Below are 21,257 nucleotides of genomic sequence, written 5' to 3'. Positions count from 1 at the left end.
TTGAGGGTTCGCCCGGAGTAACCGTTTTCCGGGACGGCGCGGTAACAATACGCATGGTTGCCACGACGGAGAAAGACGGTGCGACGTGGTACCGATGCGAAGAGTGCGGGATGCTGTTCGACGTGGAGCCCGACGCCGAGGCCCACGAGGAGAACTGCGACACGGACAGCCCGTCGTACTTGCAGTAGCGGCGCGCGGCGGGTGCGAGGGCGGCTACGCCGGGTCGTGTTCGTCCGCGAGTCGCTCGGCGTGGTCCAGCGAGGTCGCACGCTCCCAGCGGACGCGCTCGGCGTCGCCGTAGGCGAGCGCCTCCTTCAGTTCGTCGCGGAGGACGCCCACGCCGCGGCCGACGAGGTCGCCGTCCGCGTCGCCGAGTTCGTAGTAGCCGTAGGCTTCCGGGGCCTTTCCGACGGTCCGCTTTTCCAGCGGCTCCCAGCGCTTCCGGAGCATCACTCGGCGACGAACTCGTAGGAGTGCTCGGCCCAGTCGTCCTCGACGAAGACGAACACGCGGCCGCGGGCGACCTCGGGGTCGGCCTCGATTTCGAATCGGTGGCCGGGGACACGCCGGACGAGGACGCCGGGGAACAGCTCTTCTTCTTCGCCCTCGCCGAGGATGACGCGGCCGACGCCGCTCGATTCGAGCACGTCGTCGTGGCTCTTGAGGTCGTTGACGTACATCATGACGCCCTCGGTCTCGGTGGGGTCGGTGACGAGGACGTGGACCTCCTTGCCGGGGGCGGTGGCGAGCGTGCCCGTGACCGCTTCGGGGACGCCCCGGTAGACCGTGGTTCGGTTGTCGATGTACTCCACTTCGACGCCGTAGTCGTGGAGTTCGACGCCGAGTGTGCTCGGGGCGATGTCGCTGCGGGCGCTCATGGCTCACCGTTGCCGCGGGGACGGCAAAAACGTCGCGTCTCGGGTCGACCCGCTGGCGTCGGAATCGAACGCGTCGCCGCCGCGTCGGTCCCCGAACCTACGGGCGAAAACGGCACGGACCGCCACACATAACACGATGTGCCGACCTCCGGCAAGTATGCACGGCCGAGCCACCGCCCTCGGGGCGGGCACCGTCTTGAACGCCCTCGCGACGGCGACCGGCTCCGCGTTCGCCATCGACGCGGAGACCACCGCGTCGGTCGAACTGGACGACTCCGGCGCGGTCCGCGGCAGCATCGCGGAGGCCCCCGACGCCGACACGCGGCTCATCGAGCGCTGCGTCGAGCTTGTGGTCGAGGCGTTCGGCGACGGCGAGGGCGGCACCGTCGAGACCGAAAGCGACCTGCCGATGGCCGCCGGCCTCAAGAGTTCCAGCGCCGCGGCCAACGCGACGGTGCTGGCGACGCTCTCCGCCCTCGGTCGCTCGGTCGGTCCCGGCCCGGACGCCGACATCTCCCGGCTCGACGCCTGCCGCATGGGCGTCCGCGCCGCCCGCGAGGTCGGCGTCACGGCGACCGGCGCGTTCGACGACGCCTCGGCCTCCATGGTCGGCGGCGTCGTCGTCACCGACAACACCGACGACGAACTCATCGCCCGCGACGAGGTCGACTGGGACGTGCTCGTGTGGACGCCCCCCGAGCGCGCCTACAGCGCCGACGCGGACGTGAGCCGCTGCGAGAACGTCGCCCCGATGGCCGACCTCGTTTCCGACCTCGCACTCGAAGGGCGCTACGCCGAGGCGATGACCGTCAACGGCCTCGCCTTCTCGGCCGCCCTCGACTTCCCGACCGACCCCGCCGTCGAGGCGATGCCCATCGCCGACGGCGTCTCGCTGTCCGGGACCGGCCCGAGCGTCGTCGCCGTCGGCGACCGCGCCGACCTCGAACGCGTCAAGGAACTGTGGGACGCCCGCGACGGAGAGACCCGACTGACGACCACCCGAACCGACGGAGCACGAATCCAATGACAGACGACACCGACACCGCAGCCGAACCGTTCCAGGACATGTCGCTCGACGAACTCCGCGAGGAGATAGAGGATATCGACCGCGGCATCGTCGAACTCATCGCCCGCCGGACCTACGTCGCCGACACCGTCGCGCAGGTCAAAGCCGAGAAGGACCTGCCGACGACCGACGAGTCCCAAGAAGAGCGCGTGATGGAGCGCGCCGGGCAGAACGCGGCCCACTTCGAGGTCGACTCGAACCTCGTGAAGGCGATTTTCCGGCTGCTCATCGAGATGAACAAGGCCGAACAGCGGCAGAATCGGTAGCCGATTTCGGGGTTCCAAGACCGCACATCGGAGTTCTGTTAGTCGACTCTTCTTTGGGCCGTTGTTCTGTTGTTCCTCGGTCTTCGCGAGGACACGGTTCCCATAGTCACGAGGATGCGGTTTCCATAGACCTCACTCGCGAGTCACCAGTTCGGGAAGTGAGAGTCGCTTCGGCGAGTCCGGGACGAGCCACGCCGGGACGACTCGCGTGAGCGTGACCATCCCGACCAGTTCGACGAGCGTCTGGGTCACGACGACCGCAGGTGCCAGTCGGTAACCCGCCGGAAGCGCAAGTGCAAGCGGCAGGACGACCAGCGAGTTACGGGTGACCGACGTGAACACGAGCGCCCTGCCCTCCCCGGCATCCATCTGCAAGACTCCCGCCGCGAGTCGTCCGAGTATCGGCATGACGACGAGGAAGGCGACGTACACCGGAATGACGACTGCAATCTCCTCGATCGAACTCTGCACCCGGGGGAGCTGCGACGCGATGACGACGAACAACGTCGCGCCCATCATCGGAACCGGTACCCACCCCATCGCCTCCTGCCACGCGTCGCCCCTCGACGACCGTTCCGCCCACGCTTCGGTAAGCCACGCGAGCGTCAACGGGAGCGCGATGAGTACCAGGAACGCCTCGACGAACGGCCCCGGTTCGATGACCGCTGCGACCGTCGAACCCATGAACAGCCACAGGTACAGCGGGAGCAACAACAGTTGGACGAGCATCAGGGCCGGGGTCGTCGCTGTGATCTGCTCGGCGTCGCCGTCTGCGAGTTCGGTGAAGGTAATCACGTAGTCGATACACGGCGTCAGAAGCACCATGAACGCACCCACGAGGATGACCGGTCGCTGGGGGAGGAACCGAGTGAGTCCCCAGACGACGACGGGGACGACCAAGAAGTTCATACCCAGTGCCGCCGCGACAAACCGCCCGTTCCGAAACGCGCGACGGAGCCGAACGAACGGAATTTCGAGGAACGTGACGTAGAGCAGGGCGGCCAGCACCGGGTCGATGAGCGACTCGGAGAGCGGGGCCGAGTTCGGAAGATAGACGCCGACTCCGACGGCCGAGAGAACGAAGGCTGCATAGACGGCAACTTGATGCCGTTGGAGCCACCGCTTCGAGTTCATCTACCGGCTGCTTCGTTAGTCGCCGGTAAACCACCGTCGCTCCCCCGTGTCAGACAGGATGCGGCGAAGTAGACGGAATCTGTCACGCCAAGTGAGGGCTTGACGGGCCGAACAGCGGCAGCATCGGTAGCTCGGCGCGACGCGGCCGTTGACGCCGCGTCACTCGCGGATGACCATCACCTTCACCCGCCGGACCGCGTCGAAGTCCCGGAGTCGGTACGTTAGCTCTCGGACGCGCTCCGCGGGGCCGCGGCAGAACAGCGATTCGAGACACCACTCGCCTTGGTGGGTGTGGCTCGTGTTGAGGATGACGTCCTGAAACTCGTGTTGCGCCCCGTGCAGCTCGCGAATCACGTCGTGGTGGCGGTAGTCGAAGCCGACGAGCGCGACGACCTCGCCGGACACGTCTTCGAGTCGGGCGTGGGACTCGATGAACTCCTGCATGGCCTCTCGAACCGCTCGCGACCGGTTTTCGATGCCCTCGTCGCGCCACGCCCGGTCGAACTCCTCGACCAGTTCGTCGGGGATGTTGAAACTCGTCCGCATCGGCTCGAACTGACGTGCGCAGCTACAAGAGTTCCCGTTATGACGACACCCCCGATTCGGTATTAAAAACCCCTATACCCCTCGTTTTCCACGAATACGGTAGTACATGGCCTCGAACGAACTGCTCGGGCTCGTCGTCGGCGCGGTGGCTCTCGGAGCCATCCACGGCGTCGAACCGGGTCACGGCTGGCCCGTCGCGGCCTCGTACGCGCTCGACCAAGCGAACAAGTGGGTGTACGGGTTCGCGGCGAGTTTCATCCTCGGAGTCGGCCACCTCGTCAGCAGTATCGCGATGGTGGGCGTGTTCTTCTACGCGAAGGAGTACTTCGACCTCACGCAGGTCAACGAGCCGATCACGATACTCGGCGGCGTCCAAATCGGCGGACAGGTCAGCCTCGTGGCCGGCGTCTTACTCATCGCGCTCGGCATCCGCGAGTACACTCACGGACACGCTCACGGGACTCACGGGCACGACGACGGAGAGGGGCACACTCACGACCACGACCACTCACACGAGAGCAGTCACTCGCACGAGGAGGGCCATTCGCACGACTGCGGGCACTCCCACTCTCACTCACACGGCGACCTCGACGAAGCCGCGGACCGCGGCCTCCTCGGCATCGCGTGGTTCGCGTTCGTCCTCGGGTTCGCCCACGAGGAGGAGTTCGAGATTATCGCGCTCTGCGCCGGGTCGAACTACTGCCTCGAACTGATGAGCGCCTACGCCGTCACCGTCATCGTCGGCATCGTCGGGCTGACGATGCTGCTGATCGCCGGCTACCAGCAGTACGAAGACGAGGTGGAGAAGTACACGCCGTATCTCCCGGCGTTCTCCGCGGCCGTGTTGGTCCTGATGGGTCTCGGCTTCATCACAGGGGTGTTCTAATCGGCCTCCGTCGGCCGGCACCAACGTTGATTGCGTCGGCGGGCATCCCCACGGACGACAGACCGATGCGACTGAGAGAAGCGACGGCGGACGACGTTCCCCGACTCGTCGAGCTGTGGTACGACCTCGCGACGGAGATGGAGCGGTACGCCGACCTCAACGGGCTCGTCTACGAATCCTCGACCGACGTGCCGGAAGACCCGTTCCGGGCGCACCTCGACAGCGACGGCGTGACCGAGTACCTCGTCGAGGTCGACGGCGAGGTCGTCGGGTTCGCGACGACGCGGCTCGGCGAGCACCCCTCGCGGGAGTACTCGAAATACACGCGGCTGGTGAACCTGTACGTCGAAGACGGCCACCGGGGGCGAGGGTACGGTTCGGCGGTCGTCGACGAGGTGAGACGGCGGGCCCGCGAGTCGGGCTGTGACCACCTCAAGGTCTCCTGCGAGTGGGACAACCGCGGCGCGCGGTCGTTCTACGAGGACGCCGGCTTCGAGGAAAAGCAGGTGGAGTTCGCGCAGAAACTCGATTGATTGGCAGGTCTCGGCCGGTGGGCCGGCATCCGATTCGCCCCGGACCGGTCCGCGTTCGACCCCCGGCGATAGAGCTATCACCCGGCGACGCATCGAAGCGGCCACGAGGTGATGTCTATTAACGACCACAATCGGAATCTTCGTCCGCGGACTCGTTCTCGGCGTCTCGATAGCCGCACCGGTCGGTCCAATCGGCGTCCTGTGCATCCAGCGAACGCTTTCTAAGGGCCGTCTCTCGGGCTTCGTCAGCGGACTCGGAGCGGCGTCCGCGGACGCGGTCTACGGGGCCATCGCGGGGTTCGGCCTCGCCGCGCTCTCGTCGGTCCTGCTCGGACACCGTAACGGAATCGCCCTCGCTGGCGGGGTAATCCTCCTGTACATCGGCTTGCAGTCGATTCGAGGCGACCCGGCGTCCGTCGAGTCGGCACCGACGACCGAGCAGTCGGCCGTCGCACCGCCCGACTCGAACCCCCGGACGCTCGTCGCCGACTTCGGGTCGACGTTCCTCCTGACGCTGACGAACCCGGTGACGATACTCGCCTTCGTGGGTATCTTCGCCGGCTTGGGCGTCGGCGTCTCGGGCGACTACCTGGCGGCGGCGGTCCTCGTCGCGGGCGTCTTCGCCGGGTCGGCGCTCTGGTGGCTCGTCCTGAGCGCCGCCGTCGACCGCGTCCGGGAGCGAGTCACCCCGGCGGTCCTCCGGCGGGTGAACCAACTCGCGGGCGTCGTCATCGTCGGGTTCGGGGTCGCCGCGCTCTGGAGCGGCCTGTAGCGCCCCGCCCCGACTCCCGGCTCCGGCCGAGCCCCGCCGAGTCCCGCCGACCTTCTTCGAACCGCTCCTCGTCGTCACCTCCATATCGCTGGCGACCGTAGGCGTGCGTGAGATGCCCACGCACAAAGCGGAGACGACCTGGACCGGTGGCAAAGACGGCAGCGGCGAGTTCTCGACGGAGAGCGGGACCGTCGAGGGAACGTTCACGTTCCCGACGCGGTTCGAGGACGAACTCGGGTCGAACCCCGAGGAACTCATCGGCGCGGCCCACTCCGGCTGTTTCTCGATGCAGTTGACCGCGTTCCTCGAAGGCGAGGGCTACGCGCCGACGAGCCTCCACACATCGGCCGACGTGCACCTCGACCCGGCCGACGGCGGCGGCTTCGAAATCTCTCGAATCGACCTGACGCTCGACGCCGACGTGCCCGACATCGACGAGGAGACGTTCGCCGAACTCGCCCAGCGCGCGAAGGAGAGCTGTCCGGTGTCGAAGGCGCTCGCCGGACCGGAAATCACGCTGACCGCGACGCTCGCCTGAGCGGGCGAGCGGGCGAGCGGGCGCGTCGAATCCAGCATCGCGTCCGTCGTCGCGAGCCGACCGAGTCGGCCGCAGCACTCCACTTCAGCGGTTCGACTCGAACCAGTCTTCGGCGAAGTCGACCAGCGCGGGCTGGTCGAGGAGCGTCGCCGTCGCGGCCGCGACCGAGCCCTCGGTCGCGCCGACGGCCGTCTCGAACGCCTCGCCGACTTCCTCGAAGTCGTCGGTCTCGACCTCGATGTCCTCGTACTCGACGACGACGCGCTCGCCGTCTCGGAGCAGCGGCGCGCGCTCCGTCGTCCGCGTCTTCTCGAAGTCCGCGCGGTGTTCGGCGAGGTGGAGCGAGGTGTCGTTCCCGTGGCCGACGCCGAGCAGGAGCACGTCGCCGCCGCGGTCGTACACCCGCGCCAGCGGCGACCCGTCGCCGAGGCCGTCGTCGAGTTCGTGGCCGCCGGCGATTTCCTCGGCGGCCGCGCCCCACGCCGCGAAGGAGACCGTCGGGTGCTCGCTGCGGACGACGCCGGGGTAGTTGCGGAAGCACTCGGGCACCGCGCCCATCCCGCGGGTGGGCGTCACGTCGGGGCGGAACGGCGGCATCGACTCGCCGATGACGTCGACCCAGCCGTCGGGGACCGGGGGGTTCTCCCACACCGACGGGTCGGTGTACTGGCCCGTGTGGGTCGGCATGACCAGCGTCCCGTCGTCGGTCAGCACCGTCTGGAGGGCGTCCACGACCGCCTGCGGGCCACCGGCGACCCAGCCGATCGAACTGAGCGACGAGTGCACGAGGAGGGTGTCGCCGGCCGCGACGCCGAGCGCGCGGAGGTCCGCGGCGAGCGACTCGACGGTTCCCGGCTCGTCCACGCGCTCGACCGCATCTGCTTCGGACATACGCGTCCGTCGGCCGGCCCGGGATTCAATCTTTGGTGTCGGTCGACCGAAAGGTCCAACTCCGACCTCGGCGACGCGTTCGGTATGTCACGCGTCTCCGCCCGCGACGCTCTCCGCTACGCGACCGAAGACGACGCCATCACGCTCTTTGCAGTCATCCTCGGCGGCTGGGTGTTTTTGACCGTCGGGAGCGTCGCCCTCGCGGGCTACGGGTTCGGACTGATGTTCGCTCTCGGAATCCTCGCCTCGCTCGCCGGGGCGCTCGCGGTGTTCGCCGGCGTCGTCGGCCTCGCGTACAAACTGCTGGTGGACAGTCGCCGGGCGGCGGAGTGAGAAATCAGTTCACCGCCCGAGAGAAGCCGACGAAGGCCACGTAACAGAGTCCGCCCATCACGAGAAAGACGAACTGGTAGCCGGTGTTCGAAACGATGTCGACGACCGACTGCGCCGGTCGGAGCAGTTTCAGCCACAGCAGCGTACCCGCACCGAGCACCGCGACGACCCAGAGACCTCCCAAGAGCGGCCGCTGTTTCAGATACTCGTTGAGTTCGTTGCGGTTCATGTTAACTACCCCACACTAATGGGTTGAAAAGGCGACGGTGGAAAGTCGAGTCGCGTGGGAGGTGCAGTGACGTGAATCGTCTCGTGAACCGCCACATGAACCGTCCCGTCCGGTCGGCAGGTGTTCCGCAGTCGCGGACCTCAGAAGAACTGCTCGAACAGTCGCCCGAGGAGGAGGATGACGAGCGGGATGCTAAACAGCACCGCGATAGTGGCGAGAAAGCCGGTGACGCTCCCCGACTCGGCGGCGGCTTGGAGAAACAGGGTTATCGGTCTTGTCGTGGTTTCAGGCCCCGCCGATATACGTTTTGTTGCCCTCGGGCGCTCACTCCAGATACGTCTCGGCGAGCGCGTCCAGCGCCTCGTGGCGGTGGGTCGTGTGCGGCGCGGTCAGCGGCGAGACCGACACGCGGCCCTCGACGACGGCCCGGCGGTCGGTGCCGTCGGGGTCCGGGATGTCGCCGGTTCGCATCCGCTCCCAGACGCGGTCGTGGAGCTTCACGGTCCCGTTTTCGAACTCCGCGGTCATGTCGTACAGCTCCGAGGGGACGGTCACCTGCATGTCCGCCGGGTCGCCGCTGGGGTCGCGCATGGGCGCGTTGACGTTGAGGTAGTCGCACTGCTCGAAGACGCCGGCCGGCTCGGCGTGTTTGACGAGGTACGACGCGGCGTGGGTCGCCTCGCGGAAGTCCCGCGGGTCGGTCGCCTTCTCGTGCCACGGCAGGTCGCCGCCGGCGGGGACGTACAGCGAGAGGGCGATGGCGGGCACGTCGAAGAACGCGGCCTCGACGGCGGCGCTGACGGTCCCCGACCGGCCGAGGACGTACGCGCCGATGTTGGCTCCCTTGTTGATGCCGGAGACGACCATGTCCACGTCGGGACACAGCGCCTCTAAGCCGGCGACCGTGCAGTCGGCGGGCGTCCCCTCCAGCGCGTAGCCGAGTTCGTGCTCGGTGACGACCGCGTCGGTGGACATCTTCCGGCCGACCGCGCTTTGGTCCGTCGCGGGCGCGACCGCCGTCACGTCGGCGAACTCCGAGAGGGCGTCGTAGAGCGCGCGGAAGCCGACGCTCTCGATGCCGTCGTCGTTGGTGAGGAGGATGCTGGGTTCGCTCATGGTCCGACTGGGGACGGAGCGCGCAAAAAGCCACCCGTCGGACGCAACGTCCGAGGAACGGCGGCGGCCGACGCGCCCCGCTCAGGCGACGCGGTCGACGAGCGTCTCGTCGTCGACGACGAGGTTGTACGCCTCCTCGTCGTCGTTCCAGAGCGCGAGGACGTTCTCGAAGACGAGCACGTCGCCGTAGTCGGCGTCGGCCACGTCGGCGTTCAGCACGGTCTCGCGCGTGCGGACGGCGTAGTGGTCGACCGCCTCGCTGCCGTCGCCGATTTTGAACACCTGGTTGTTGCCCTCCGAGAGGTCGTGGCTCAGTTTGACCGCGAGGAGGTCGATGCGGTTCGTGACGTGGCGCTCCATCTCGGCCATCTTGGCGAACCGCGCGGGGTTCCCGCGAACGTCGAGGCGGCGCTCGCCGTCGGTCCGGAGGACGCTGTAGGAGTACTGCACGTCCACGTTGACGAAGGTTCCCTCGTCCTCGTCGCCGTCGCGACCCTCGTCGAGGCGGCGCTGGAACCCCGGCACGTCGAGGTCCGGCTTCACGTCGAACGACCAGCCCCGGTCCGAGGGCGCGTAGCCGTCCCAGAGGCGGAGCGTCGGCGAGTACACGGTCACGTCGCCGTCGGCGGGCGCGACCTCGCGTTCGACCTCGCGGAGGCCGATGCTCGTGTTTCTGTCCGCCGGCGCGATGGCGACGATTGCGCCGTCGTCGGCGAGGGCGTCGAGGTACTTCTCGACGACCGCGACCGGGTCGTCGAGCTCGCTCAGGACGCTGGCGAAGAGGACGATATCGTACTCGCCGTCGGGGTCGAACGCCTCGGCGGTCTCGCGGTGGACGGTCGTCCGGAAATTCCGGCGCGTCTCGCCGAGCATCCGGTCGAGCACGTCGGCGGAGGCGCTCGGTTCGACCGCGTGGTAGTCGACGACGGCGTCGTCGGGGAGGTAGTCGTGCAGACCGAGCGCGGGGCCGCCGGTTCCGGCACCCACGTCGAGCACGCGGGGATTACGGGGGAGCAGGCTCCGTTCGGCGAGGTCCGAGAGGACGTAGCCGACGGCGGCGTAGTAGTCCGGGAGGTGGTATATCCCGTAGCCGAGCGCGGCGTCCTCGTCGTACTCGACGGGGTTGCCCCGGTAGTAGTCCTCCTTGAGTTGGCGGACGCGCTCCCGGAGGCGGTCGCCGGAGTCGTCGACGTGCCAGTTCGCGCCGTAGCGCCCGATGAGCAGGTCTTCGAGGGCGAAGGAGTAGTCGTCGGGGAAGGCCGCGGGCGACCAGTTCTGAAACGGCGCGGGGTCGTCGTTCGCGGGGACGAACGTGCCGTCGTCGCGCTCGAAGAGGCCGAGGTCGTGGGCCTCCTCGCGGAGCGTCTGTTTCACCACGGCGGGGTGCGGCGCGCCCTCGATGTAGTCGGCTATCTCGTCGGGGTCGATGGGGCGGACGTTTCTGAGGTACTTCGCGTTGTCGCGGACGGCGTCTCTGTCTATCATCGGTGGGCTGTGGAGCGAGTCGCCGTCGCCCGCGCGGCGGGAATCGGGCCCGCGACGGGGCGTCGGCGTCGGTGTCTCCCTTCACTCGTCACTCGATAGGGTCGTGCTTGTCGGTCTGGTCGCGGGTGCGGTCGTCGGCGACGCGGTCGGCACCCGCGCCGACTCCGGTGTCGCCGCGGGAGACGCGCCGGTAGAGGTCGGCGAACGCCTCGTCGTCGGCCGCTGCGAGCGCGCGGGCCGCGTCGGCGACGCGGTCGGCCCCGCCGCCGAACGAAGATTGGATGTCCGCGTACACGCGCGGAGTGCCGCCGGACACCGAGGCGACGAGTTCGTCGAGCGCGGCCGAAATCGGCGTGGCGAACTCCTCGCGCACGTCGTCGGCGGCGAGGCCGAACGCGAGAACGGCGGCGTGGGCGGCCGCCTGCACCGTCTCCATCGCCGCGTCGTGTTCCTCGGGCGTCGTCTCGAAGACGCGGTTGCCGGCCGCGTCGATGTCGGCGAGCAGGGCGTCCGTCTTCGGCCCCGATTCGTCGGCGACGGCGGCGACGTTGCCGGGGGCGTTGTGCGGCGCGAAAAGCGGGTGGAGGCTGAGTCGCTCGCGGTCGGGGAGGTGGTCGCGCATCGCCGCCACCGGCGGTTTCATCGCGCCGGTCACGTCGCACATCGCGGCGTCCGCGCGGTGGGCGTTGTCGGCGACGGCGTCGGCCGCGAGTCGCATCGGAACCGCGAGACAGACCACGTCGAACCGCTCGTCGCCGTCCAGCGGGACCGCCCGGCCGCCCAGCGCGTCCGCTGCGGCGACCGCGCTCTCGGGGTCCGCGTCGGCGAACGCGAGGTCGGCGTCGACGGTGCGGCCGAACCAGCGTCCCATTGCGCCCGCGCCGACGATGAGCACGTCCATCGGTACGGGTGTGGAGGTGCAGCGGCCAAAAGGGAATCGGTGGCGGCGGGTGTGGCGAGACGCCCACCTGCACCCGGCCCGCAAACCACGTTCAACCGACGCCCGGTGTACGAACCATCAAGTGGTCGATGACCGATAGGAAACTATGGCATTCGATGATGTGGATTTCGAGGGTCGGACGGCCTTCATCACGGGAACCAGTCGCGGCATCGGGAAGGCCATCGCGCTCGACCTGGCCGACCGGGGCGCGAACGTCGTCTCGACGGGCAAGACCGTCGACGGGCGCGAGAACCTCCCCGGGACCATCGTCGAGACGACGGAGGAGATACGCGAGCGCGGCGGCGACTCCATCTGGTGTCAACTCGACGTGCGCGACGACGCCTCCGTGCAGACCGCGATCGACGAGACGGTCGACGCCTTCGGCGGCATCGACTTCGTCGTCAACAACGCGGGCGCGATTCACATCGCGGGCTTCGAGGACACGCCGCCGAAGCGGTTCGACCTCCTCATGGACGTGAACGCCCGCGGGGCGTACGCGACGACGCACGCCGCGCTCCCGCACCTCCGCGAGAGCGACCACGCCCACGTCGTCACTTTCTCGCCGCCGATGCCCGCCCGCCCCGCCCCGGGCAAGGTCGCCTACGCGCTCTCGAAGTACGGCATGACGTTCATCGCGCAGTCGCTCGCGGGCGAACTCGACGCCGACGACATCGGCGTGAACGCGCTGTGGCCGGTCGCCGCCATCGAGTCCGAGGCGACCCGGCACTTCGGGATGGGAGCGCCCGAGGACTGGCGCACCCCGCAGATAATGTGCGACGCCGTCGCCGAGCTGTTCTCGCGCGACCCGACCGACTGCACCGGCAACGCGTTCTACGACGAGGAACTGCTGTCCGAGGCGGGCGTCGACGACCTCTCTTCGTACGCCGTCGTCGAGGGAAGCGAGCCGGGACCGATGTCGGCCCAACTGTTCGACCCCGAATACGAACGCTGACCCCGGTTATCGGCGCTGAGACTCGGGAGCGGGCGTTTATATCGAATGAACTCGAAACCACTCGCAATGGGTTCAGACGTCGTCGCAGCTAGAGAGACAGTCCTCTCGACGCGACGGTTTGTCGAATCGGCAATTAGACTTATTTACTGGTGGAGAATCGCCTAGCCCATGGAGTTCCCTCGCCTCCCGACACGAGACACGAGCGGCCAGAAAGTCGTCCTGCCGGACGACTTAGAGGGTGAACAGACGCTCGTGCTCATCAGTTTCGACCGCCGCCAGCAGTCGCTGGTCGGGTCGTGGCGCGGGTTCGCAACGGAGTTGTGCGAGACGTACGGACACTTCGAGTACTACGAACTGCTCGTCCTCGGCGGACGGAGCGGGATGATGCCACCGATGTCCGGCGGCGGAATGTCGCCGGGTGCCGCTCGGAGCCGCACCCACGACAACGCGCTCATCGCGCGGGTGGACAAGACCGCGCTCCAGCGCCGTCTCGGGCTGCTCGGCGAGGGCAACATCTACGCGCTCCTCATCGAGGACGGGACCGTCGTCCGGCAGGCAGCGGGCGTGCTCACGCCCGAGACGGGCGATGCGCTGGAAGACCTGCTAAAACAGTGGCGCGAGGCCAACTCCGGCTGGACCGACGCGCCCGCCGCTTGCGGCTCGACCGGCGACAACGCCCTCGACAGCTGATTTTCTCCGCCGACGCCGATTCGGATTCGGCGCTCGTTCCGATTCCGCGCTCTCGCGCCGGCTACTCGACGACGAGTTCGACCGGGTACTCCGTCAGGTTCTCGTAGCCGTCTTCGGTGACGACGACGAGGTCTTCGATTCTGACGCCGCCGATTTCGGGGTCGTACAGCCCCGGCTCGATGGTGATGACGTGACCGGGGCGAAGCTCCTCGCCGCTCGGGCTCAGCGACGGGAGTTCGTGCACGTCGAGGCCGACGCCGTGGCCCGTGCTGTGGATGAAGCCGGTTTCGGCCGAGGGGTCGGCGCGGAGCGTGTTCTCGCCGGCCGCCTCGTACACGTCGCAGACGGCGTCGTGGACGTCGGCTCCGGTCGCCCCCGGCTCGACGGCGTCGAGGGCGGCCTCGAACGCCTCCTCGGTGAGGTCGAACCACTCGCGTATCTCGGGCGACGGCTCGCCTTTCACGAACGTCCGGGTCATGTCGCCGTTGTACTTCGTCTCCTTGTCGCGCGGGAAGATGTCGATGATGACGGCCTCGTCGGCGCGCAGCGGGCCGCTCCCGCGGTCGTGCGGGTCGGCGGCGTCGGCCCCGCAGGCGACGATGGTCTCGTCGAGGGCGCAGCCGTGTCGCAGGAGCGTGACCTCGATTTCCTCCCTGACGCGCTCGCTCGTCAGCGGGTCGCCCTCGTAGGTGAGCGTACCGTCGGCGGCCACGTCGGCGGCGCGGATGAGGTCCTCGGCGGCGCGCATCGCGGCCTCGTTGGCGTCCTGTGCGGCGTGGACGTGCTCGACTTCCTCGTCGGTCTTCACCGCGCGGATGTTCGTGAGCACGTCGTCGGTCTCGGCCTCGACTGTGACGCCCTCCTCGCGCAAGGCGTCGGCGGTGCCGAGCGGGAAGTCCGCGGGGACCGCGAGCGACCCGACCCCGTAGTCGGCGAGGAACGCCGCGACGGTCTTCGCCTTCCCGACGACTGCCCCGTGTTCGGCGTGCTTGTCGCGGTAGTCGTAGTCGGAGAGCCGCGAGACGGTGTCGGCGCGGCTCTCTTTCTTCGCGCGGCCGAACTCCAGCGTCGAGACGAGGAGGTGGATGCCCTCGGGCGTGTAGAGCGTCACGTACGGGTCCGGCGCGTCGAACCCAGAGAGGTACAGCTGGTTGGAGTCGCTCCCGTCGGCCGAGATGAGATAGCCGTCGAACTCGTCGCCGAGGAACTCGGCCAGCGGTGAGAAATCGGGTTCCATACTCCGGGGTTCGCCCGGCCGGTAGTAAAGCTCTCGCGTCGCGGTCGGCGGGTTCCGGTATCGACTCCGCGACACGCCTCTTCGGGCAGGAGACGCGCCGCGAATCGGCCGCCGGAACTCGTCGCGCGCGCGGTGCGGCGGAGCGCCGCGGCCCGCGGCGCTCATCCCGAACACAGTACGCTCGCCCGCGATATATGTTTGTTGGCAAACAAGAAACCGAGCGACCGCGGCCCCGTCGGCGTCCGGGAGAACGTCGCCGCGTCCGGTACCCTGATACCGGACCCTGCCGACCCCTCGCGTATGGACGCGCACGTCTCCCCGTCTCGGGTCGCCGGACGCACCCGAGCGCCGCCGTCGAAGAGTTACACCCACAGAGCCGTCCTCGCCGCGGGCTACAGCGACGAGGCAGTCGTCCGCGACGCGCTCGTCAGCGCCGACACCAAGGCGACCATGCGCGCGGTCGAGGCCTTCGGCGGGTCGGTCGACCGCGACGGACAGACGGTCGAGGTCGCCGGCTTCGGCGGCCGTCCGGGCACGCCCGACGACGTGGTCAACTGCGAGAACTCGGGGACGACGATGCGCCTCGTCACCGGTTGTGCGGCCCTCGGCGAGGGGCTGACGGTCCTCACGGGCGACGCTTCGCTCCGCTCGCGGCCCCACGGCCCGCTCCTCGACGCCGTCTTCGACCTCGACGGCCGCGCCGAGAGCACGCGCCGGAACGGGCAGGCCCCGCTCGTCGTCGGCGACGGCATGACCGGCGGCACCGTCGAGATTCCCGGCGACGTGTCCTCGCAGTTCATCACCGCGCTCCTCATGGCCGGCGCGGTCACGGAGGAGGGCATCGACGTCGAACTCACGACCGAGCTCAAGTCCTCGCCGTACGTCGATATCACGCTCGAACTCCTCGCCGACTTCGGCGTGGAAGCGACCCGGACCGACGACGGCTTTTCGGTCCCCGGCGGCCAGTCGTACGCCCCCGAGGGCGGCGCGTACAGCGTCCCCGGCGACTTCTCGTCTATCTCCTACCTGCTCGCGGCCGGCGCGGTCGCGGGCGCTGCGGGCGAAGACGTGGTCATCGAGGGCGCGCGCCCGTCCGCACAGGGCGACAGCGCCATCGTCGACATCGTCCGCGACATGGGCGCGACGGTCGACTGGGACGAGGACGCGGGCGAACTGACCGTCTCCGCGGCCGACCTGACCGGCACGACCGTGGACGTGGGCGACACGCCGGACCTGCTCCCGACCATCGCGGTCCTCGGGGCTATCGCCGACGGCGACACGGTCATCGAGAACTGCGAGCACGTCCGGTTCAAGGAGACCGACCGCGTGAGCGCGATGGCCGAGGAACTCGCGAAGATGGGCGCGAACGTCACCGAACAACAAGACAGGCTCACGGTACACGGCGGCGAGACCGACCTCGTCGGCGCGGCGGTCGACGGTCGCGGCGACCACCGCATCGTCATGTCGCTCGCGGTCGCCGGCCTCGTCGCGGACGGCGAGACGACGATTGCGGGCAGCGAGCACGTCGACGTGTCGTTCCCGAACTTCTTCGAGGCGATGTCCGACCTCGGCGCCGACGTGACCGAGAACTGAGCGGACGCATTCGGTTCAACTTCCGGACGGTACCTTTTTCGCCCGCCCGGACGCCGACCGTGTATGTTCGACGCCGACGCGCAGGCGCTCCGCGAGCGACAGTCGGACGGCGACTATCTCCTGCCGGCCTACGACGACTGGTGTTTCTCGCGGATTCCGGGGACCGTCGCCGACCTTCTCGGCGCGGACGCCGGGCCGCGGCTCCCCGCCGAAGCGACCGCGGACTACGACGACGTGTCGCGGGTGGTCGTCTTCCTCGTCGACGGCTTCGGCCTCGCCCAGTGGGACGGCGAGCGCGACCGAATCTCCTTCCTCCGCGAGTTCGAGCGCGCGGGTCGCGTCACCCCGCTCACCACGGTCTTCCCCTCGGAGACGGCCGCCGCGATGAACACGTTCCACTCGGGGGCGTTGCCGTCGGAACACGGCGTCGTCGGCTGGAACGTCTACGACCCCGACGCCGACGAGATGTTCGAGGCGCTGCCCTTCCTCCGGAAGGACGGCACCCAGCCGGAGCGAATCGACCGCGCCGACGTGGCCGACTGCGAGAGCGTCTATCCCGACCTCGCCGCCGCGGGCGTCGAGACGCACCACGTCACGCCGTTCCCGTCCGAGGAGACGGTCGCGCACACCTACGACCCGGAGGACCTCTCGACGTTCTCGGACGCCTTCGCGGAGGCGGCCGAGTCGGCCGCGGACCCGTCGTACGTCTTCGCGTACCTCCCGCAGACCGACGCGGTGGCGCACGCCGAGGGCGTCGACTCCGAGGCGTACCGCGAGACGGCCGCAGAGACCTTCGCCCGCGTGGAGAACGCGATAGCGACGCTCGCGGAAGCGACCGACGAAGACGACGCGGGCGAGACGCTCGTCTGTCTCACCGCCGACCACGGCCTCGTCGACACCGACCCCGAGCGCAACCCCGACCTCTCGGAGACGCCGTTCGACCTCGTCTCCGACCTGCGGACGCTCACGGACGGGACGCCGATTCGGTTCTCGGGGAGTCCGCGAAACGTCCACCTCCACCTGCGAGACGACCGAATCGAACCGGTCTCCGACCTGCTCACGACCGAGTTGGACGCGCGGGTGTTCCGGAAGCGCGAGGTGCTGGAGCGGGAACTGTTCGGCCCCGCTCCCTCGCCGACGTTCGAGCGACGACTCGGCGACCTCGTGGTCGTCCACCGCGACCTCGGCGTCTGGTACGGCGACGAGGAGCCGGGGAACCTCGGCTTCGTCGGCATGCACGGCGGACTCCACCCCGACGAGATGCTGATTCCGTTCGCCACGGCGACGCTGGACTCACTCCGGTGAGTCGGGGTCGGGTCCGCGGCCCGTCACGCCCGTCTCTCTCACGACGGCGTCGACCCACCAGAGCTTGAGAACCATCACGCCGAGCGTACCGAGGAGCGTGCCGACCGGTCTGCGCCGAATCGCCGAGACGAAGGCGTAGAGCGTGACCGGGACGTTGAGGACGTTGAGCACGTTCGGGTAGTCGAGGCCCATCGTCCCGCGCTCGGCGTCGAGCCACTCGCGCTCGGCGAGGACGATTCGGCTGAGGTAGTTGTCCGTGCGCGCGGGCCGCGGGAACAACACCGGGTTAATCGCGGTGAAGGCGACGGCGGCGAGAAAGAGCCGGCGGTCCCGTCGGTAGACGGCGTACATCAACACCGGATAGACGAGGATTCGCGTGCCGGCGCTCCACGGGTTGGCGTGGCGCTCCCAGAACGTCGCTTCGAAGCGGCCGCGGAGTCCGGACGGGGCGTCGGAGTCGGGGTCGGAGTCGGAGGCGGCGGGGCCGGTGGGGGGCGTCGGTTCCATACGGCGGATTCGTCGTCGTCGACCATGAACGTGGGGTCGCCGAACCACCGCCCACGATTGCGCCTTTCTACAAACACTAAATGGGCGGCCACCCGAGGGTCGGGTAATGAACGGCAACGAATTCGGTCGTCTCTTTCGGATGACCACCTACGGCGAGAGCCACGGCGACGCGATGGGCGTCACCGTGTCCGGCTGTCCCGCCGGCGTGGAGCTCTCGGTCGAAGACGTGCAGCACGAACTGGACCGACGGAAGCCGGGCCAGTCGATGATTACGACGAGCCGCGGCGAACCGGACGCCGTCGTCGTCAACTCCGGCGTGCAGGACGGCTACACGACGGGCACGCCCATCGGGATGGTCGTCCAGAACAAGGACGCCCGCTCGGGCAAGTACGAGCCCTACGTGACCGCGCCGCGGCCCTCCCACGGCGACTTCACGTACTCGGCGAAGTTCGGCACGCGCAACTGGGGCGGCGGCGGGCGCTCGTCCGCGCGCGAGACGGTGAACTGGGTCGCCGCCGGCGCGGTGGCCAAGCAGGTCATCGAGCAGAGCGACTACGACATCGAGGTGAAGGCGCACGTGAACCAGATCGGCGACGTGGAAGCGCCGGAGGTCTCCTTCGACGACCTGCGCGAGCACACGGAGGAAAACGACGTGCGCTGTGCGCACCCCGAGACCGCGGCGGAGATGCAGGAACTCATCGAGGAGTACCAGAAGGAAGGCGACTCCATCGGCGGCTCGATATACTTCGAGGCGCAGGGCGTCCCTCGCGGCCTCGGCGCGCCGCGGTTCGACTCCTTCTCGGCCCGACTCGGGCAGGCGCTCATGTCGGTGCCGGCGACGACGGCGTTCGAGTTCGGTCTCGGCCGCGAGGCCCGCGAGTGGACCGGCCACGACCGCAACGAGAACTGGGAGTTCGACGAGGAGGGCGACCCCCGTCCGGTCGGCAACAAACACGGCGGCATCCAGGGCGGCATCACGACCGGCGAACCGGTGTACGGCGAACTGACGCTCCACGCGCCCACGTCCATCCCGAAGAAGCAACGGACCGTGGACTGGGAGACCGGCGAGGAAAAGGAGATTCAGGTCGTCGGCCGGCACGACCCCGTCCTCCCGCCCCGCGGCGTCCCGGTCGTCGAGGCGATGCTCTACGTGACCATCCTCGACTTCATGCTCCTCGGCGGACGCATCAACCCCGACCGCCTCGACGGGCAGGCCGGCGAGTACGACACGCCGTACCACCCGTCCAGTCCGGACAACGAGTAGCGAATCCGATTCCGCGTTATCGTTCACTCTATTCGGCGGGCGTGACAGCCCGTTCGTCCACTTTTGACGGTGGGAGGGTGAGTCAGTTTAACAATATTAAGTCCTTCATTATCTTTCCTTGTTAATCCATAGCAAAGTCTTTAATCGGACCCTCCCCAACTTTTCAGGTAGCGCCCCAGCGGGGCCGTGAGCTCAACATATGACTGACCACGAACTTATCTGGCGGATCGCAGGGGGTTCCGGTGACGGTATCGCCTCGACGAGCCAGAACTTCGCCAAAGCCCTGATGCGAGCGGGGCTACACGTTTTCACGCATCGCCACTATCCATCGCGCATCCGCGGTGGCCACACGTACACCGAAGTGCGCGTGAGCGCAGACCCCGTCAAGTCTCGCGGCGACGGGTACAACTTCCTCCTCGCGCTCGGTGACTCCTTCGCCCGCAACCCGAGCGAAGGTGCCTACTACGGCAACGAGGAGATCAAGCCGCTCTCGGAGAACCTCGACGAACTCAACGAAGGCGGCGTCATCGTCTACGACTCCGGTCTGCTCGACGCCTCCGAGATCGAGGACTTCGACGAGCGCGTCGAGGAGAACAACTGGCACGTCTACGACATCGACCTGCGCACCATCGCCCGCGAACACGGTCGCGAGGTCATGCGCAACACCGCCGGTGTCGCCGTCACGTGCGCCATCGCCGACATCGAACCCGACGTCATCAAGAGCCTGATGTCGGACGCGATGCCGGACAAGATTCTCGAACCGAACCTGACCGTCTTCGACGACGCCTACGAGATGGTCCAAGAGGAGTACGACGTCGAGGCTCCCGACGTGTCCGCGCCGACCGGCGAACACGACGAAGAGCAGGTGCTTCTCTCCGGCTCCGACGCCATCGCGTACGGTGCCATCGACGAAGGCTGCCGCTTCATCGCGGGCTACCCGATGACCCCGTGGACGGAAGTCTTCACCATCATGACCCAGAACCTCCCCGAACTCGGCGGCATCTCCGAGCAGGTGGAGGACGAGATCGCCGCGGCCGCGCTGGCAATCGGTGCCTCCCACGCGGGCGTCAAGGCGATGTCCGGGTCCTCCGGTGGCGGCTTCTCGCTCATGTCCGAGCCGCTCGGTCTCGCGGAGATTACCGAGACGCCGCTCGTCCTCGTCGAGGCCATGCGCGCCGGTCCCTCGACGGGCATGCCGACGAAGCCCGAGCAGTCCGACCTCGAACACGTCCTGTACACCTCGCAGGGCGACTCCCACCGCATCGTCTTCGCGCCCGGGACCGCCGCCGAGGCGTACTACCAGACGCGCAAGGCGTTCCAGATCGCCTACGAGTACCAGATTCCGTCCATCGTCCTCTACGACCAGAAGCTCGGGGGCGAACTCTCGAACGTCCCGGCGTCGGTCTTCGACGAGGAGCCGAACGCCGACCTCGGTTCGGTCCTGACGGAAGCGGAACTCGAAGACGCGCCGCACGACGACTCCGGCAAGTACCAGCGCTTCCAGCACGACACCGAAAACGGCGTCTCGCCGCGTTCGCTGCCGGGCCAGAAGGGCGGTCGCTACCTCGCCACGGGTAACGAGCACATGCCCGCGGGTCACATCTCGGAGTCCCCCGAGAACCGCGTCGCGCAGATGAACCGCCGCATGCAGAAGGTCGACAACATCCGCGCCGAACTCGACGCCGACGGCGAGTTCAACACGGTCTACGGCGACGAAGACGCCGACCTCGGCCTCATCACCTTCGGCAGCCAGCAGGGCACCGTCGAAGAGGCCGCCGACGTTCTCAACGAGAAGGGCCACTCGGTCAAGGTCCTCGGCGTCTCCGAGATGATGCCGTTCCCGAAACAGCAGGTCGCGGACTTCCTCGACAGCGTCGACGAGGCGCTCGTCGTCGAGATGACCGCCTCCGCCCAGTTCCGCGGACTCATCTCCAAGGAACTCGGCGGCTACGGCGACCAGATGTCGAGCCTCCTCAAGTACAACGGCAACCCGTTCGAGCCCGCCGACATCGTCGAGGGCTTCGAGACGGCGCTCCTCGAAGGCGAGGAGCTCCCAGACAACCGCACGAAGTTCGTCCCCAAGGTGGGTGAATAAA

General features: G+C 68.2%; 25 protein-coding genes. 14 read left to right on the top strand and 11 right to left on the bottom strand.

The annotated features are described in order from the left end of the window. Positions 1-53 precede the first annotated feature (53 nt). On the top strand, positions 54-188 hold the full coding sequence (locus C5C07_RS22105; RefSeq protein ID WP_004977212.1) for a hypothetical protein: 135 nt from the start codon (positions 54-56) through the stop codon (positions 186-188). A gap of 25 nt (positions 189-213) precedes the next feature. Here the strand turns inward: C5C07_RS22105 and C5C07_RS07065 are convergent, their stop codons facing one another. Continuing rightward, complete coding sequence (locus C5C07_RS07065) at positions 214-450, bottom strand: hypothetical protein (protein WP_004968096.1); 237 nt, start codon at positions 448-450, stop codon at positions 214-216. After that, entirely contained in the window at positions 450-878 is a 429-nt protein-coding gene (locus tag C5C07_RS07060) for a DUF5796 family protein (RefSeq protein WP_004977214.1), read from the bottom strand. The genes C5C07_RS07065 and C5C07_RS07060 overlap by 1 nt, the downstream gene beginning before the upstream one ends. Before the next feature lie 157 nt (positions 879-1,035). On the opposite strand from C5C07_RS07060, the gene C5C07_RS07055 reads away from it, so the two are divergent. After that, entirely contained in the window at positions 1,036-1,905 is an 870-nt protein-coding gene (locus C5C07_RS07055; RefSeq protein ID WP_050458992.1) for a shikimate kinase, read from the top strand. Then, on the top strand, positions 1,902-2,210 hold the full coding sequence (locus C5C07_RS07050) for a chorismate mutase (protein WP_004977216.1): 309 nt from the start codon (positions 1,902-1,904) through the stop codon (positions 2,208-2,210). The genes C5C07_RS07055 and C5C07_RS07050 overlap by 4 nt, the downstream gene beginning before the upstream one ends. 132 nt (positions 2,211-2,342) lie before the next feature. Here C5C07_RS07050 and C5C07_RS07045 read toward each other — a convergent pair whose 3' ends face one another. Together C5C07_RS07045 and C5C07_RS07040 are read right to left on the bottom strand one after the other, a co-directional pair. Next, positions 2,343-3,344 (bottom strand): arsenic resistance protein, encoded by a 1,002-nt coding sequence (locus C5C07_RS07045; protein ID WP_115804788.1) that lies wholly within the window; start codon positions 3,342-3,344, stop codon positions 2,343-2,345. 159 nt (positions 3,345-3,503) lie between these two features. Continuing rightward, positions 3,504-3,890 carry a CopG family ribbon-helix-helix protein gene (locus C5C07_RS07040; protein ID WP_004977218.1) on the bottom strand — a complete coding sequence of 129 codons (387 nt, stop codon included), beginning with the start codon at positions 3,888-3,890 and terminating at the stop codon, positions 3,504-3,506. 106 nt (positions 3,891-3,996) lie between these two features. On the opposite strand from C5C07_RS07040, the gene C5C07_RS07035 reads away from it, so the two are divergent. From C5C07_RS07035 to C5C07_RS07020, 4 genes are all read left to right on the top strand, one after another. Then, entirely contained in the window at positions 3,997-4,776 is a 780-nt protein-coding gene (locus C5C07_RS07035) for a hypothetical protein (RefSeq protein WP_115804787.1), read from the top strand. A 65-nt stretch (positions 4,777-4,841) separates the two neighbouring features. After that, a complete protein-coding gene (locus C5C07_RS07030) occupies positions 4,842-5,309 on the top strand; it encodes a GNAT family N-acetyltransferase (RefSeq protein ID WP_004977221.1) in 468 nt (155 codons plus the stop codon). A gap of 130 nt (positions 5,310-5,439) precedes the next feature. Then, positions 5,440-6,081, top strand: a complete 642-nt coding sequence (locus tag C5C07_RS07025; protein WP_169330638.1) for a LysE family transporter — start codon at positions 5,440-5,442, stop codon at positions 6,079-6,081. Between the two features lie 112 nt (positions 6,082-6,193). Next, positions 6,194-6,619, top strand: a complete 426-nt coding sequence (locus C5C07_RS07020) for an OsmC family protein (protein WP_004977224.1) — start codon at positions 6,194-6,196, stop codon at positions 6,617-6,619. A gap of 84 nt (positions 6,620-6,703) precedes the next feature. Here the strand turns inward: C5C07_RS07020 and C5C07_RS07015 are convergent, their stop codons facing one another. Continuing rightward, positions 6,704-7,510: an aminoglycoside N(3)-acetyltransferase gene (locus tag C5C07_RS07015; protein WP_115804786.1), complete on the bottom strand. Its 807-nt coding sequence runs from the start codon at positions 7,508-7,510 to the stop codon at positions 6,704-6,706. 84 nt (positions 7,511-7,594) lie between these two features. Between C5C07_RS07015 and C5C07_RS21640 the strand changes: the two genes are divergently transcribed. Continuing rightward, complete coding sequence (locus C5C07_RS21640) at positions 7,595-7,843, top strand: hypothetical protein (protein ID WP_199522723.1); 249 nt, start codon at positions 7,595-7,597, stop codon at positions 7,841-7,843. A 4-nt stretch (positions 7,844-7,847) separates the two neighbouring features. Here the strand turns inward: C5C07_RS21640 and C5C07_RS07005 are convergent, their stop codons facing one another. From C5C07_RS07005 to C5C07_RS06990, 4 genes are all read right to left on the bottom strand, one after another. Continuing rightward, the gene (locus tag C5C07_RS07005; RefSeq protein ID WP_050458987.1) at positions 7,848-8,072 is read right to left on the bottom strand and encodes a hypothetical protein; all 225 of its coding nucleotides are present in this window, start codon (positions 8,070-8,072) and stop codon (positions 7,848-7,850) included. A 324-nt stretch (positions 8,073-8,396) separates the two neighbouring features. Further along, positions 8,397-9,188, bottom strand: coding sequence for a 5'/3'-nucleotidase SurE (surE, locus tag C5C07_RS07000; RefSeq protein ID WP_050458986.1), 792 nt, complete (start codon positions 9,186-9,188; stop codon positions 8,397-8,399). Between the two features lie 81 nt (positions 9,189-9,269). Continuing rightward, a complete protein-coding gene (locus tag C5C07_RS06995) occupies positions 9,270-10,673 on the bottom strand; it encodes a small ribosomal subunit Rsm22 family protein (protein WP_004977229.1) in 1,404 nt (467 codons plus the stop codon). An 88-nt stretch (positions 10,674-10,761) separates the two neighbouring features. After that, positions 10,762-11,574, bottom strand: a complete 813-nt coding sequence (locus tag C5C07_RS06990) for a prephenate dehydrogenase/arogenate dehydrogenase family protein (RefSeq protein WP_004977231.1) — start codon at positions 11,572-11,574, stop codon at positions 10,762-10,764. A gap of 145 nt (positions 11,575-11,719) precedes the next feature. On the opposite strand from C5C07_RS06990, the gene C5C07_RS06985 reads away from it, so the two are divergent. Together C5C07_RS06985 and C5C07_RS06980 are read left to right on the top strand one after the other, a co-directional pair. Further along, on the top strand, positions 11,720-12,565 hold the full coding sequence (locus tag C5C07_RS06985) for an NAD(P)-dependent oxidoreductase (protein WP_115804785.1): 846 nt from the start codon (positions 11,720-11,722) through the stop codon (positions 12,563-12,565). Positions 12,566-12,733: 168 nt separating this feature from the next. Next, positions 12,734-13,255, top strand: coding sequence for a hypothetical protein (locus tag C5C07_RS06980; protein WP_004977233.1), 522 nt, complete (start codon positions 12,734-12,736; stop codon positions 13,253-13,255). Positions 13,256-13,316: 61 nt separating this feature from the next. Here the strand turns inward: C5C07_RS06980 and C5C07_RS06975 are convergent, their stop codons facing one another. Continuing rightward, the gene (locus tag C5C07_RS06975) at positions 13,317-14,492 is read right to left on the bottom strand and encodes a Xaa-Pro peptidase family protein (protein WP_115804946.1); all 1,176 of its coding nucleotides are present in this window, start codon (positions 14,490-14,492) and stop codon (positions 13,317-13,319) included. A 300-nt stretch (positions 14,493-14,792) separates the two neighbouring features. Here C5C07_RS06975 and aroA point away from each other — a divergent pair, with 300 nt between their 5' ends. Next, positions 14,793-16,085 carry a 3-phosphoshikimate 1-carboxyvinyltransferase gene (gene aroA / locus C5C07_RS06970; protein ID WP_050459902.1) on the top strand — a complete coding sequence of 431 codons (1,293 nt, stop codon included), beginning with the start codon at positions 14,793-14,795 and terminating at the stop codon, positions 16,083-16,085. 63 nt (positions 16,086-16,148) lie between these two features. Beyond that, positions 16,149-17,390 (top strand): alkaline phosphatase family protein, encoded by a 1,242-nt coding sequence (locus C5C07_RS06965; protein ID WP_115804784.1) that lies wholly within the window; start codon positions 16,149-16,151, stop codon positions 17,388-17,390. Here the strand turns inward: C5C07_RS06965 and C5C07_RS06960 are convergent. Then, the gene (locus C5C07_RS06960; RefSeq protein ID WP_004977237.1) at positions 17,379-17,897 is read right to left on the bottom strand and encodes a DUF6653 family protein; all 519 of its coding nucleotides are present in this window, start codon (positions 17,895-17,897) and stop codon (positions 17,379-17,381) included. The genes C5C07_RS06965 and C5C07_RS06960 overlap by 12 nt on opposite strands. 106 nt (positions 17,898-18,003) lie before the next feature. Here C5C07_RS06960 and aroC point away from each other — a divergent pair, with 106 nt between their 5' ends. After that, positions 18,004-19,161, top strand: coding sequence for a chorismate synthase (gene aroC, locus C5C07_RS06955; protein ID WP_004977238.1), 1,158 nt, complete (start codon positions 18,004-18,006; stop codon positions 19,159-19,161). 199 nt (positions 19,162-19,360) lie between these two features. Next, positions 19,361-21,256: a 2-oxoacid:acceptor oxidoreductase subunit alpha gene (locus C5C07_RS06950; protein WP_049905225.1), complete on the top strand. Its 1,896-nt coding sequence runs from the start codon at positions 19,361-19,363 to the stop codon at positions 21,254-21,256. Position 21,257 lies beyond the last annotated feature (1 nt).

Source organism: Haloferax sp. Atlit-4N (assembly GCF_003383025.1).
In the GTDB taxonomy this organism is placed as follows: domain Archaea; phylum Halobacteriota; class Halobacteria; order Halobacteriales; family Haloferacaceae; genus Haloferax; species Haloferax gibbonsii.
Note: the sequence above shows the minus strand (reverse complement) of the source record. Positions and strands in the feature narration are given on the sequence as shown.